Annotated in this window: 13 protein-coding genes; 11 read left to right on the forward strand and 2 right to left on the reverse strand. The window is 49.4% G+C overall.

Annotation, left to right across the window (positions count from 1 at the left end; translation table 11 throughout):
- Positions 1 to 277 precede the first annotated feature (277 nt).
- The 11 genes from AC07RN_RS11595 (at position 278) to AC07RN_RS11645 (ending at position 13,478) form a co-directional block, all read left to right on the forward strand.
- Positions 278 to 517, forward strand: coding sequence for an HTH-like domain-containing protein (locus tag AC07RN_RS11595; protein ID WP_478336410.1), 240 nt, complete (start codon positions 278 to 280; stop codon positions 515 to 517).
- Positions 518 to 556: 39 nt separating this feature from the next.
- Complete coding sequence (locus AC07RN_RS11600) at positions 557 to 3,028, forward strand: type I restriction-modification system subunit M (protein ID WP_478336411.1); 2,472 nt, start codon at positions 557 to 559, stop codon at positions 3,026 to 3,028.
- Positions 3,006 to 4,355 (forward strand): restriction endonuclease subunit S, encoded by a 1,350-nt coding sequence (locus AC07RN_RS11605; RefSeq protein WP_478336412.1) that lies wholly within the window; start codon positions 3,006 to 3,008, stop codon positions 4,353 to 4,355. Before AC07RN_RS11600 ends, AC07RN_RS11605 begins: the two co-directional genes overlap by 23 nt.
- A 4-nt stretch (positions 4,356 to 4,359) precedes the next feature.
- A complete protein-coding gene (locus AC07RN_RS11610; protein WP_314522915.1) occupies positions 4,360 to 4,935 on the forward strand; it encodes a DarT ssDNA thymidine ADP-ribosyltransferase family protein in 576 nt (191 codons plus the stop codon).
- A gap of 2 nt (positions 4,936 to 4,937) precedes the next feature.
- Entirely contained in the window at positions 4,938 to 5,594 is a 657-nt protein-coding gene (gene darT / locus AC07RN_RS11615) for a type II toxin-antitoxin system toxin DNA ADP-ribosyl transferase DarT (protein WP_478336413.1), read from the forward strand.
- Positions 5,591 to 6,658 (forward strand): type II toxin-antitoxin system antitoxin DNA ADP-ribosyl glycohydrolase DarG, encoded by a 1,068-nt coding sequence (gene darG / locus AC07RN_RS11620; RefSeq protein ID WP_478336414.1) that lies wholly within the window; start codon positions 5,591 to 5,593, stop codon positions 6,656 to 6,658. Before darT ends, darG begins: the two co-directional genes overlap by 4 nt.
- A gap of 20 nt (positions 6,659 to 6,678) precedes the next feature.
- Positions 6,679 to 9,774: a type I restriction endonuclease subunit R gene (locus AC07RN_RS11625; RefSeq protein ID WP_478336415.1), complete on the forward strand. Its 3,096-nt coding sequence runs from the start codon at positions 6,679 to 6,681 to the stop codon at positions 9,772 to 9,774.
- Positions 9,774 to 10,490 (forward strand): M48 family metallopeptidase, encoded by a 717-nt coding sequence (locus AC07RN_RS11630; protein ID WP_478336416.1) that lies wholly within the window; start codon positions 9,774 to 9,776, stop codon positions 10,488 to 10,490. Before AC07RN_RS11625 ends, AC07RN_RS11630 begins: the two co-directional genes overlap by 1 nt.
- Positions 10,491 to 10,954: 464 nt before the next feature.
- Positions 10,955 to 11,638 carry a WYL domain-containing transcriptional factor gene (locus tag AC07RN_RS11635; protein WP_478336417.1) on the forward strand — a complete coding sequence of 228 codons (684 nt, stop codon included), beginning with the start codon at positions 10,955 to 10,957 and terminating at the stop codon, positions 11,636 to 11,638.
- Between the two features lie 38 nt (positions 11,639 to 11,676).
- Complete coding sequence (locus AC07RN_RS11640; protein ID WP_478336418.1) at positions 11,677 to 12,681, forward strand: GTPase family protein; 1,005 nt, start codon at positions 11,677 to 11,679, stop codon at positions 12,679 to 12,681.
- A gap of 11 nt (positions 12,682 to 12,692) precedes the next feature.
- Complete coding sequence (locus tag AC07RN_RS11645) at positions 12,693 to 13,478, forward strand: hypothetical protein (protein ID WP_478336419.1); 786 nt, start codon at positions 12,693 to 12,695, stop codon at positions 13,476 to 13,478.
- A 220-nt stretch (positions 13,479 to 13,698) separates the two neighbouring features.
- On the opposite strand, the gene AC07RN_RS11650 is transcribed toward AC07RN_RS11645, so the two are convergent.
- On the reverse strand, positions 13,699 to 13,917 hold the full coding sequence (locus AC07RN_RS11650; RefSeq protein WP_130998326.1) for a helix-turn-helix transcriptional regulator: 219 nt from the start codon (positions 13,915 to 13,917) through the stop codon (positions 13,699 to 13,701).
- Positions 13,918 to 14,011: 94 nt separating this feature from the next.
- Positions 14,012 to 14,659 (reverse strand): inovirus Gp2 family protein, encoded by a 648-nt coding sequence (locus AC07RN_RS11655; RefSeq protein WP_130998327.1) that lies wholly within the window; start codon positions 14,657 to 14,659, stop codon positions 14,012 to 14,014.
- Positions 14,660 to 14,706: the final 47 nt, after the last annotated feature.

A 14,706-nucleotide genomic window follows, 5' to 3' on the forward strand; every position in this document is an offset into this window, starting at 1 on the left:
GATGCCTGACCCAGCTATCCAGCCATGATAGCTGGGCCAAGCATAAAAAATGTAAATGTATAATAGTCACAAATAAGCGATATCTCTAGGAAACTGACCCAGAAATCTAATTTCGTAGACACTAATGAGAAAATCTAGATGGTTGATTTGCGCAAAGATATTTTCTTTGTTCGGAAACCGTGCACTCAGAGCCGCTGAACGTCTTACTCATTGAACCCAACGTCAATTTTAGCTAATTTAGCTAAATTATCTAGCATGTCCATGGATACTAGCCTTTATGAATGAAAACGAAATATACCATCGTATCCAGCAAGCGCTATCCGGAGCACCACGTAACCAGTACACCGTCGAGTTGCATCTGCAAATGATCAAGTATGCCGACGAGTTGGAACACATTACAGCAAAAGCCTTTTGCGAAGGCACAGGTCTGGGCCAGAGCCTCGGTACTGAATTCAGCAAAATGCGTAACTTAACCCGTCGGCTGAAAGCCGCCGGTCTAAACACCGATCTGCTGTAACCCGCTTACGGCACCTCATCGCGCGAAACGAGATATTTCATGGCTATCAAAAAAACCGAACTCTATTCCTCTTTGTGGGCAAGCTGCGACGAACTACGTGGTGGGATGGACGCTAGCCAGTACAAAGACTATGTGCTGACCCTGTTGTTTATGAAGTACGTGTCCGATAAATATAAAGGCGACCCCGATGGCATTATCCTTATCCCAAAAGGGGCCAGCTTTGACGATATGGTCGCGCTGAAGAACGATAAAGAAATCGGCGATAAAATTAATAAAATCATCCAAGCGCTGGCTGAAGAGAACGGTTTGAAAGGCGTCATCGACGCAGATTTCAACGATGAAGACAAGCTAGGTAAAGGCAAGGAGATGGTTGACCGCCTGACAAAACTGGTCGGCATCTTCGAGGGGCTGGATCTGTCGGGCAATCGGGCCGAAGGAGACGATCTGCTGGGTGATGCCTATGAGTATCTAATGCGTCATTTCGCCACCGAATCCGGTAAAAGCAAGGGCCAGTTTTACACGCCTGCGGAGGTGTCGCGTATTCTGGCGAAGGTGATCGGCATTACCCCCGAAACGCCGCAGGACGCCACGGTGTACGACCCCACCTGCGGTTCCGGTTCGCTGCTGCTCAAAGTTAGCGATGAAGCTCGACGCGGGCTGTCGATCTATGGGCAGGAAATGGACAACGCCACCTGCGCGCTAGCACGGATGAATATGATCCTGCACAACAATGCTACTGCCGCAACCACTATCTGGCAGGGCAATACGCTGAGCGATCCGCAGTGGAAAGAGGCCAACGGCAGGCTAAAAACCTTCGATTTCGCCGTAGCGAACCCGCCATTTTCCAATAAAAACTGGACCAGCGGACTGGATCCGAAAAAAGATCCGTTTGAACGTTTCGTCTGGGGCATCCCACCGGAGAAGAATGGCGATTACGCCTTCCTGCTGCACATTATCAAAAGCCTGAAAAGCACTGGCAAAGGAGCGGTGATCCTACCGCACGGCGTGTTATTCCGCGGCAACGCCGAGGCGAATATCCGCGAAAACCTTATTAAACAGGGCTATATCAAAGGCATTATCGGCTTACCGGCCAATCTGTTTTACGGCACCGGCATCCCAGCGTGCATTATCGTGATTGACAAAGAGCATGCCCACAGCCGTAAAGGCATTTTTATGATCGACGCCAGCCGGGGCTTTATCAAGGACGGCAACAAAAACCGCCTGCGCAGCCGGGATATTCACCGCATCGTGGATGTGTTTAACTACCAGCGCACGGTGCCCGGCTATAGTCGGATGGTACCGTTAAGTGAAATTGCCAGTGAACAAAATAATTACAATCTGAATATCCCCCGCTATATCGACAGTTGTGAGCCGGAGGATCTGCACGATCTGACCGCGCACTTACAGGGTGGTATTCCGGCTCGCGATGTGGATGCTTTGGAGGACTACTGGCGGGTATTCCCTGCCCTGCGCGACGTGCTGTTTGTCGACGATCGCCCCGGCTACTGTCGGGCGCAGGTTGAAGCGCAGCAGGTTAAGCCAACCATTCTGGCGCATCAGGAATTTAAGGATTTTGCCACCCGCAGCCTGCTGCCATTTAAGGCGTGGGTGAAAGAGGCGGCGCTGGCAGATATTGGCAAAGGCGATAAACCGAAGGAACTGATCCACGATATCGGCGAGATGCTGCTGGTGCAATATGCTAACAGCGAGCTGCTGAATAAATACAGCGTGTACCAGATCCTGATGGACTACTGGGCCGACACGATGCAGGACGATGTCTACGTGATTATGCAGGACGGCTGGCAAGCCGCCGCGCAAATTCGTGAACTCCAGCCAGTGAAAGACAAGAAAGGAAAAAATGTCTGGAAAGAAGCGCATGATTTTGAGTTTGACAAGCGGCGCTACAAGGCCGATGTGCTGCCCCGTTCACTGGTGGAAATTCACTGTTTCCCGGAACTGCTGGATGCGCTGAACCGCGCACAGGAACGTAGTGAAGAAGCCAGCCGTCAGTTAGCCGAGTTTGTCGAAGAGCAGGCCGGGGAAGACGATCTGCTGGCCGAGGCGAAGAACGACAAAGATAAGGTGACGAAAGAGCTGGTCAATGCCCGTCTGACAAAATTGAAGAAAACCACCGCCGACACGGATGAGCTGGCGGCGCTAACCCGCTGCCTGGCGCTGATTAAAGCAGAGGCAAATGCGAAAAAAGTGCTGAAAGCCGCACAGGAAACGCTGGATCGCGCGGTGTTTAAACATTATCCCATGCTGGATGAAGCGGCGATCAAAGTGCTGGTGGTGCAGGATAAATGGCTGGCAACGTTACAGACCAGGATCAAGGCGGAGATTGAGCGCATTACCCAGCAACTGGCGGAACGCGTGAAGGAGCTGGAAGAGCGTTATGCCGAACCGTTACCCGCGCTTGAAGCGTCTGCTGAAGCGTTGAGTGACAAGGTGGCCGGGCATTTACGGGCGATGGGGCTGGTGTGGTGTGATGGTGGATTTAATGGTGAATGAGCTGCAGACGGGGACGGCGGGGAAAGGCGTACCCGCTGGGTTTAAGTTGACCGAGGTGGGGGTTATCCCTGAGGATTGGGAGTGCGTACCATTTGGCAACTTGTTTAAAACGAGCACAAAGAAAAAAAACTTCAGCGATCATGAGCTGGTTTCATTTATTGGGATGCAGGACGTTAGTGAGGATGCACAATTAAAAAATAGTATTCAGCTTCCTTTTAAAGAAGTTAAAAGAGGTTTCACTTACTTTGAAAAAGGGGATGTTTTATTAGCTAAAATAACCCCATGTTTTGAAAATGGAAAGGGATGCCATACCGCTGAGTTACCTACTGACGCAGGTTTTGGCAGTACAGAATTTCATGTATTAAGAGAAAATGAGGACTCCGATTCTCGCTTCATCTATTTTTGGACAACTGATAAAAAGTTTAGGGCCTCGCTGGAATCAGAAATGGTGGGAAGTGCAGGACACCGTCGCGTACCACTAGTTGCTATAAAAGCATTTTTAATTCCATGCCCAAAAAACAAGCAAGAACAAAGCGCTATAGCTGATACATTATTAGATATTGATGACTTTATTATAGCCTCCGAAAAGCTTATCGCTAAAAAACAGGCCATCAAAACAGCCACCATGCAGCAACTACTTACGGGTAAAACCCGTTTGCAGCAGTTTGCGTTACGCGACGATGGGGCTGTTAAGGGATATAAAAAGAGTGAGTTTGGGGATATTCCTGAGGACTGGGTACTCACAAACATTGGTCAATTTACTAACTGCTGTGCTGGCGGGACTCCAAGTACTAAAATTTCAGCGTATTGGGGGGGCACTCACCCTTGGATGAGTTCAGGTGAATTGCACTTAAAACAAGTCTATACAGTAGCTGACTATATAACAGATGAAGGGCTTGCTAACTCCAGTACAAAGTATGTACCTAAAAAATCAGTTTTAGTCGGATTGGCAGGACAAGGAAAGACTCGCGGGACTGTAGCAATTAATCGCATTGAATTATGTACTAATCAGTCTATTGCCGCGATTTTTCCCAGCGAACATCATTCCACAGAATTTTTGTTCTACAACCTCGACAATCGTTATGAGGAACTGAGAAGTTTATCTACTGGCGATGGGGGACGTGGTGGGTTGAATCTTACTATCATCAGAAAAGTACATATTGTACTTCCACCAAAAGAAGAACAAATCGCCATCGCTGCCATCCTCTCTGATATGGATAATGAAATTCAGATCCTGCAACAACGTCTGGACAAAACCCGCCAGCTTAAACAAGGGATGATGCAGGAACTGTTAACAGGAAAAATTCGACTTATAGAAAGGAACTAGACCTATGCCAGATATTCGCACACAGCAGTTTCTTTATCACTTAACGGATCTTAACAATCTGGAAGACATTTTCTCTGGAGGGCTAAAATCTCGAAGCCTCTTGCGTGGTTTTTCAGATGTGGCCGATCCTGAGATCATAGCCTCACGCTGTGCCTTGCGTTTAGAAGAATATGTTCCTTTCCATTTTTTTGCCCGAAACCCCTTTGATGGCAGGGTCCACCGTAATAATCCAGATAAGACGTTCGTTCTTATTACCGTTCGTCGAAGTCATGCACAGACGAATAGCTGGCCAGTCATTCCCAGACATCCATTATCTGGTGCGGCAATTACGTTGCTTAATTATGAAGCGGGTATGGCTGCCATTGACTGGGAAACAATGAACCGCCGTGATTATAGAGATGACAATTGTAAGTGTATCTGTATGGCGGAATGTCTCTCACCAACAACAGTTTCTGCAAGCGATTTTAATAGTATTTTTGTTCCTGATGCAGAAACAGAAGAAACCGTTAACAATCTAAAAAGAACTTTTGGGCTAAATATGTACGTCAATAACAGCCCACATATGTTCCCCGGAGCCTGACCGTGGCCTATGACTACAGCACTAGCCTCAACCCGGAAAAAGCCCTGATCTGGCGCATTGTCCATCGGGACAATATCCCGTGGATACTGGACAACGGTCTGCACTGTGGCAACAGTCCGGTGCAGGCGGAAAACTGGATTAATATCGGCAACCCGGAGCTTATCGACAAACGTGCCGGACATCTGGTGCCTACCGGAACAGGAGGGACGCTGCATGACTATGTGCCGTTTTACTTTACTCCTTTCTCGCCGATGCTGATGAATATTCGCAGCGGGCGTGGCGGCATTAAGCCGCGCCACAATGAGGAAATCGTCATTCTGGTCAGTAGCCTGCGACACGTGGCGGCGCAGAACGCCCCCTTCGTGTTTACCGACAGCCATGCCTACTATAATCTGGCGAATTACTATACCGATCTAAACAATCTGCACCGGATCGACTGGCCAATCTTACAAGCACGGGATTTCCGTCGCGATCAGGACGATCTTGGCAAGTTTGAACGCTATCAGGCTGAGGCGTTAATCTGGAAGCACTGCCCAATATCACTGCTGGCCGGGATGATTTGTTACAACGATGGCGTCAGGTTACAATTAGAGCAGTGGTTGTCTCAACGCAATCTGTCAATGCCCGTTCACGCGCGGGCTGGGTGGTACTTCTCATGATTACATTTACACAAGGCAATTTACTGGATGCGCCCGTAGAAGCACTAGTGAATACGGTTAATACCGTAGGTGTCATGGGTAAAGGCATAGCGCTGATGTTCAAAGAGCGCTTCCCCGACAACATGAAAGCCTATGCCCTCGCCTGCAAACAAAAGCAGGTCATGACCGGCAAGATGTTTATTACCGAAACCGGCGAGCTGATGGGGCCGCGCTGGATCGTCAACTTCCCTACCAAGCAGCACTGGCGCGCCGACTCCCGCATGGAGTGGATTGAAAATGGCTTGCAGGACCTGCGCCGCTTTTTGATCGAAGAGAAAGTGCAGTCCATCGCCATTCCCCCGCTGGGCGCGGGCAACGGCGGACTGAACTGGCCGGACGTCCGGGCGCGGATTGAATCTGCGCTGGGCGACCTTCAGGACACGGAAATCCTGATTTATGAGCCCACCGAAAAATACCAGAACGTCGCCAAGAGCACCGGCGTAAAAAAGCTCACGCCCGCCAGAGCGATGATTGCTGAACTGGTGCGCCGCTACTGGGTATTGGGGATGGAGTGCAGCCTGCTGGAAATCCAGAAGCTGGCATGGCTGTTACAACGCGCCATTGAACAGCACCAGCAGGAAGATGTGCTAAAACTGCGTTTTGAGGCGCACTATTACGGCCCCTATGCCCCCAATCTGAACCATCTGCTTAACGCGCTGGACGGTACTTACCTGAAAGCCGAGAAACGCATCCCGGACAGCCAGCCGCTGGACGTGATCTGGTTTAACGATCGGGAAAAAGAACACGTCAACCTCTGGCTGAATAACGAGGCCAAAGAGTGGCTACCGGCGCTTGAGCAGGTCAGTCAGTTGATTGACGGCTTTGAATCGCCGTTTGGTCTGGAACTGCTGGCGACCGTTGACTGGCTGCTGGCCCGGGGAGAGTGCCAGCCCACGCTGGATTCCGTGAAAGAGGGGCTGCACCAGTGGCCTGCGGGTGAACGCTGGGCCAGCCGTAAGACGAAGCTATTTGATGATAAGAACCTGCAATTCGCCATAAACCGCGTGATGGAGTTCCATTGCTGAACATTTAGGGAGAGCACCCTTTGAGCACTATCGGCCAGCGCGAACGCGCCACACAGCAGCGTTTGATCCAGTTTTTTGTTAAGGATTTAGGATACCGCTATCTGGGCCGCAGCGCAGGATATGCCGGGGACAGCAATATCGACACGGACATACTGAGCGCATGGTTGAAGCGGCGCGGGGTCAGCGATACGCTGATTACCCGCGTGCTTCGGCAACTGGATTCCGCCGCCTCGCTGGGCGAAGGCAAAAAACTGTATTACGCCAATAAAGAGGTCTATCGCCTGCTGCGTTACGGCGTGAAGGAAAAGGAAGGCGCGGGCGAGCAGAATCAGACCGTGTGGCTGATTGACTGGGCACATCCTGAAGCCAATGATTTCGCCATCGCCGACGAGGTGACGGTCAAAGGCGAATACAGCAAGCGCCCGGATCTGGTACTGTATGTTAACGGCATCGCGCTGGGCGTGATTGAACTTAAACGCTCGTCAGTTCACGTCAGCGAAGGCATCCGACAGAATCTCGATAATCAGAAGAAAACCTTTATCCGCAATTTCTTTACCACCATGCAACTGGTGATGGCGGGTAACGATACGCAGGGGCTGCGTTACGGCACCATCGAAACGCCGGAAAAATATTATCTGGAATGGAAAGAAGAGCATACCGATGCATATACGCATAAACTCGACTTTCATTTAAGCCGTCTTTGCAACAAGTCAAGGCTGCTAGATATCGTCCATAACTACATAGCCTTTGACGTTGGAGTGAAAAAACTCTGTCGCCATAATCAGTTCTTCGGCGTCGAGGCGGCTAAACAGCATATTGTTCGTCGTGAAGGCGGGATTATCTGGCACACGCAGGGATCGGGTAAAAGCCTGACGATGGTCTGGCTGGCGAAGTGGATCCGCGAAAATGTGCCGAATTCACGCGTGCTGATTGTGACCGACCGCACCGAGCTGGATGAACAGATCGAAAGCGTGTTTATGGGTGTGGATGAAGAGATTTATCGCACCTCTAGTGGCAACGACCTTATTGCGACGCTTAACCATCCGAACCCGTGGCTCATCTGCTCTCTGGTGCATAAGTTTGGTCGTCGTAGCGAGGCGGAAGACGCTGCCGCAACTGACGACTTCATCACCGAGTTGCAACAATCTCTGACGAAAACGTTCCGGGCCAAAGGCGATTTGTTTGTCTTCGTGGATGAGTGCCACCGCACGCAGTCCGGCAAGTTGCATAACGCGATGACCGCCATTCTTCCGGAAGCTTTGTTCATCGGTTTTACCGGTACGCCACTGATGAAGAAAGATAAAAAGAAATCAGTGGAGGTGTTCGGCCCTTATATCCACACCTACAAGTTTGATGAGGCTGTGGCCGATGGGGTGGTGCTGGATCTGCGCTATGAGGCCCGCGATATTGACCAGTATCTGACGTCTGAGAAAAAGGTCGATGACTGGTTTGAAGCCAAAACGCGTGGCCTGTCGAACTTAGCCAAAACCCAGCTTAAACAGAAGTGGGGCTCAATGCAGAAACTGCTTTCCAGCAAGTCACGGCTGGAGCAGATCGTTAATGATATTCTGTTGGATATGGATACCCGCCCGCGGCTGATGGACGGGCGCGGCAACGCCATGCTGGTATGCAGTAGTGTGTATCAGGCTTGTAAGGTTTACGAGATGTTTAGCCAGACAGATCTGGCTGGAAAAGTGGCTATTGTAACCAGCTTCCGTCCCGATGCTGCCAGTATCAAAGGTGAAGAAACCGGCGCGGGCCTGACCGAGAAACTTTACAAATTCTCGACCTATCGCAAAATGCTGGCTGACTATTTTGAACAAAGCGAAGAGAAGATTGCTGGTCGTATCGCCGAATTCGAGCGAGACGTTAAGCAACGCTTTATAAATGAACCGGGGCAAATGCGTCTGCTTATCGTGGTGGATAAGCTGCTAACCGGCTTTGATGCACCGTCTGCGACCTATCTTTATATTGATAAAACCATGACAGACCATACGCTGTTTCAGGCGATTTGTCGGGTAAACCGGCTGGATGGGGAAGATAAAGAATACGGCTATATTATCGATTATAAAGATCTGTTCCGCTCTCTGGATAAAGCTATAACCGATTACACCACGGGCGCGTTTGACGATTACGATCGCGATGATGTTGATGGACTGTTAAAAAATCGTCTGGAGCAGGCAAAGCTGGATCTCGACAGCGCGCTAGAGGTAGTTCGCAGCCTATGTGAACCTGTCAAGGCTCCGCGCGAATTGCAGGATTATCAGCACTATTTCTGTGGTCAGTCGGGGGAAAACCAGACGATATTAGGCGAAAAAGAGGCGCTGCGCCTTTCGTTCTATCAGAATGTCGCCCGCCTGCTGCGCGCTTACGCCAGCCTGGCGAATGAAATGCAGGAAGCGGGCTATACCGATGAGGAAGTGGAAAGCATTCGCGCCGAAGTGGCTAAATTCGAGAGACTGCGCTACGACATTAAACTGACCAGCGGCGATCTGCTGGACATGAAACGCTTTGAGCCCGCCATGCGCCACCTGCTAGATATGTACGTTCGCGCCGACGGTAGCGAAGTGCTTATGGATTTCGAAGAGTTAAGCCTGATTGAGCTGATTGTTGAAAAAGGAGCAGCAGCAACCGCTGCTCTGCCGGACGAGATCCGCAACAATCAGGATGCGATGGCGGAAACCATCGAAAACAACGTGCGTAAAACCATCGTGGATGAAAACCCGGTGAACCCAAAATACTACGGGCGCATGTCGCTTTTGCTGGATGAACTGATTACCCTTCGCCGCCAGAATGCGCTTGATTATCAGCAGTATCTGGAGCGTATCCGGGATTTGAGCAAGCAGGTCATACGCCCAGAACAAACCAACGGAGCATCCTATCCTGAAACAATGGATACGCAGGCAAAGCGCGCGTTTTATGATAACTTCGGTCATGATGAGGTGCTGGCAACCCGTATTGATACGACAATCCGCTATACCAAAAAAGCGGAGTGGATTGGCGATCGTTTTAAGGAACGAGAGCTTGCCCGTGCACTGCGCGAAGAAACCGCCAGTTATAACGTCAATATTGATGACGTTCTTGAGCTTGCCCGCAAGCAAAAGGAATACCACTGATGCCGATCATGCAGATAGGTACGCTGCGCTTACAGATCAATCGTAAAGCGATTAAGAACTTGCATATCAGCGTCCTGCCGCCTGACGGCAAAGTCCGCGTTTCAGCCCCGGAACACATGACAGAAACGGCGATACAAATGGCGGTCGCTTCCCGCTTTCGCTGGATCCGAAAACAACAGCAGGATTTCGCCAGACAGCCACGCCAGTCCGAGCGGGAGATGGTCAGCGGAGAATGCCACTATCTTTGGGGTCGTAAATATCGCTTGTTTGTGATCGAGCGTCAGGGACGTCATGAGGTGAAAATTGCGGGAAATAATAAACTCCAGCTTTATGTTCAGCCGGGAACCAGCAATGAAAATAAGCTGCTGGTATTAAACGATTTTTATCGGCATGAGCTGAAACGGCAGGTCGCTAAATTACTGCCCGAATGGCAGGACAGAACCGGCGTTTCCCCGACGTTCTGGGGCATAAAAAAGATGAAAACCTTTTGGGGCACCTGTAATACCACCACAAAGCGAGTCTGGCTCAATCTGGAACTGGTTAAGAAACCACCTGAGTGTCTGGAGTATATTCTGGTGCATGAACTGGTTCATCTACTGGAGCGTCATCACAACGAGCGTTTCCGTCTACATATGGACCGCTTGATCCCTAACTGGCGCGAGCGGCGAAATTTGCTCAATAAGATGCCACTGGCGTTTGAGGCGTGGGAGTATTAATTGATTGTCTTAGCTCAGACCAGATCTGACAATTATCGGTTATTCATACGGGTAGCTGTCAGATTACTTCGGTCTTGAACTTTTTTATTCCTGCCTAAAATCACTGCACTTTCTCATGCGTTTAGCCAATCAAAAGAAACCTCACCATATCCCACCTACAGTAACGTAATCAATGCACGGACTCATATTGGTTTATAGCTTTTTTAAGCACTAAATCATTTTCGTGAGCAGCAGATATTCTCTTTCTGACAATGCGGAATGCGACAGGTTGTGTCGTTTTTTTGAAGCTCATCCTCCTTGGGGGTAATTAATTATCATATATTTCAATGCATTAGATGGCTTCTTTTACCCCCGCCATTTTTTCAATCCACCTTCTTTTGGTACGACATAACGTGTCGAACCAGTACGCCATAATCTCCCATATCAATATCTGGTTATTTTGGGAGTTCAGGACTGTTCTCACCATGAAAACACAACATGATCATTATGACCGCCTGTCCGTCAGGTTATCGGTCATTATCAGCCGATTATTGGCTGGTCAATCCTTGGAGTTGAAAGCGCTGGCAAATGAGTTTGGTGTTTCAGAGCGTACTCTACAGCGGGATTTTCAGCAGCGTTTAATCCATTTGGATCTTGAACATTCCAGTGGCTGCTATCGACTTATGCGGCGAACGGGTCGAGAGCACTTACCTAATACCTTTGCGTTTATTCTTAACTCTGGCATTTCGGGGATCATTCCGGCCCAGAACCGCAGACTAATCCGGCTGATTACCAGCAGTTCTGGCGGCTCTCCATGTCTTATCGGGCATGGAGGGCTGCCATCGCCAATCACCCAGACTACCTGCTTTCTGGAGCTGGCCGAAGCTATCCGTGACTATCGGGTCGTCACGCTATTAATCAATGGTAAGAGCTACGACGCAGTGGCTCCTCGTCGCCTAATCTTCCAGTCCAGAAACTGGTTTCTTGTGGCTACTCGAGCGAGAAAGCTACAGGTGTTTCGGATGGAAGACGTTAACGCTGTGACTGTTCTTGACACCTCTTTTCGCAGAAAGCCTGAACTTGATGCACTCACCGCCAGTGAGGAGTTTATTTCGGCTCTTCCACACTTTCGTTTCATCAGTGACGTTATTCAGACCTTCAGAGAGTAGCTGGCAACTTTCATTTCAACATAAGCAAGGAGACCTTTATGGATGACCCGGTAAAGGGCGAAGGCCGGATGATTACTGATGCCAATGGCATCACCAGAAGAGAAGGGGGGATTTCAGGAATATGGGGCAATATGTTTAATGATAGCAATGGGATAAAAACCGACAGCCCGTCGCTTATCCCTGACATCAGGGATATTCTCGATGTTTTCCCTCAGTCGCTGCGGGAAAACCTGGTGAACAAAATCAGTGAAGCTATCGACTATGAACCTGTTATTGGTGTTATGGGAAAGACCGGCGCAGGTAAATCAAGTGTGTGTAATGCGCTATTCCAGGGCGAAGTGTGTGAGGTCAGTGACGTTGAAGCCTGTACGCGTGAGGCCCAGGAACTGCGCATACGATTTGGTAAACGTTCGCTGAAGATCATTGATATCCCCGGCGTCGGTGAGAATGCTTTACGGGATAAAGAGTACGAAGATCTTTACCGTACTTTGCTTCCCTCACTGGATCTCATCCTTTGGGTGATAAAAGGCGATGATCGAGCTTTTTCTGCCGATGAGCATTTCTACAATAATGTCCTGCTCCCTGCAGGTGGGGGAGAGCGCGTTTTGTTCGTCCTCAACCAGGTGGATAAAATCGAGCCCTTTCGTGAGTGGGATACATACCTGCATCAGCCGTCCCCAGCACAGCGCATCAACATCGAAAAGAAAGAATCTTACATTACTGAACGTTTTGGCTTTACGCGATATCCGGTAATCCCTATCTCCGCCGATGAGGGCTACAACATTCTTCGTCTGGTAGAAACGATGATCCGTGCTTTACCTGATCGGGCTAAAAGCGGCGCAACTTCACAGCTAAAGGACGAATTCAAAACCGATGACGTAAAGACGGAAGCGAAAGGCGGCTTCGCCAGCGTGATCTCCGAACTACTTGACGACGTGATTAATTCTGTCCCGTTACCTGGTCCCGTAAAAGAACTTGCCCGTAAGGGGAAAGATAAGGTTCTTGCGTGGGTGGGTAACGCCTGGGACCATTTTTTTGGATAAGGAAGTATTTAATGAAACCACTGATTATTCCTGCATTGTTTATATCGTTATTTGCTGCCCAGTCGGCTTATGCAGGCGGAGGCTACGACTTGCAATGCATGCTTGAAAACGGCGAGCAAATGACGCTCAGTCATGCCAGTCATACTGTTTATATCAGTTTTGAAAAGCCCGGTGGTGATTCCGAAGAGGGAGGTTCAGTTATTAAACTGGACATTCCTTCCGGTGAGGCGAAGCAAACTGTCATCGCTAAATCAGAGGCGGGAACCGCTTCTTTCACGCTGCGCGGAGAAAGTGCCGATATCGAAGGCGCTGTTGCTGTCAATTATTCGGAATATGATGGTACAGGCGATGCTTATTACACGGCCATGAATTCACTCGGGCAGGAAACCAGCACCGTATCCTGCAAACCCGGTACGATTAACGTTTCCAGGAGCCTCCTTCAGAACGGTATTAATGGCGTGGGTAGCCAGCAGGCTAATAAACCTGCATCCTCTCAGCAACAGCAGGTACAGCAATCCACGACTCCACCGTTTAAAGTGCAGTTTGGCAGCGCCATCAGCAATGAAGGCTGGAATAATAAATATGGCGTTATTCAGCTCACTATTACTGATGACAACGTGGTGCTGAAATCCATTCGGGTTAACCGGGGGAACTGTAAAATGGAGAGCGTTGGTAACAGAACTCTGCCAGCCAAATATCGATTCGGTGATGTGGCCACGTTCAAATATATGAAATGTGACCGTATTATCGAAGCCAATATTGTGACCAATTCCGGTAGCTGGACCTTTAATAATTAAATTTACCTGTACTTAGTCTGGGGGAGAGTGTGCCAGTAAATAATCCGACACTTCCCCCCAGTTAATTATGTTTAACCCTGCTGAGAAGACATTCATTTCATCACAACAGCGTTCCTCACCGGATAATGCTCAGCAACAGCTCTGCCAGGCGTTTGCTGGCATCGTACTTGTGCTGGGTTAATGTTTACGGGGAAGGCGTGCAGAGAAGGGCTCAGGGGCGTTACTGGCGGGATTCTTCTATGCGCTTCATCAGCCAGCGCCTGACATCGCTTTCGCGCCAACGGGAACTGCGACCAAACTTGATAGGTCTGGGGAACAGACCGTCCTTAATCAGCTTGTAGAACCACTTATCGGTTAAGCCCGTGAATGTGGTGATGAATACCATGTCCACCAGCCTATCGTTCATCAGGTCGGTCTCGGGAGTCAGTAGATTGTTCATGACGATTTTCCTTCTGTCTTTGAGTGGGTAAAAGACAGGAGCCACAGCGATAACCTGTTGATTTAAGTTAATGTTGCGTGCTCCGTCATTACAATCACTTCTCCGGTAATAAATAACTTTTTGCTTTGGTCTTAAACTGACTGCAGCCAAAGTTACGCTCGCCGTCCTCATTTTCTTTGGAACGTTTTTTGGCGAGATAGCAGATCCGATTCAGGTAATTCTCATAATCAAGGCTGTTGGTTCCCTCTCTGCGGTTCAGCTCAAATATGCCTGCCAGATGATAACTTACGCTCTCCTTCGCTTTACCCTTCAGTTTCAGCGCGTGACACCACGCCTTAGCTGCCATCGTTAGCAATAACCCTCTTCCGGTCCCCTTAAACCCCAGTTTAAGCATCATGCAACTGAACACCTCGCGGTTAACCAGGAGCACCAGGTGATAATGCTTGTTGCTATTCATCTCACCGAACTCTCTGGCCCACGCGTAATACACCGGGCAAGGGTATATGCGTTTACCTTCTCTGCTGCGTCTCTTAAGATAAGCGGCTATTTGTGCCTTAAGAGAGGCAATAAAACGGGTTATCACCGCAGATTCATATCCCTTATGTTGGTTATGCTGCGGCAGGCTTAAATCCAGCCCGAAGGCTAGAATACGGGCATGCTCATTCATCACGAAAGCTGTCAGCGCTTCCAGACGCTGCATATGGTAAGCATTCTTCTCGCTGTTACATTCTTTCAGTTTCATTTTCAGGCTCTCATGTTGTGGGTGATATACCCATGAGAGCCTCAGTA

Source organism: Lelliottia sp. GFLA7 (assembly GCF_056490165.1).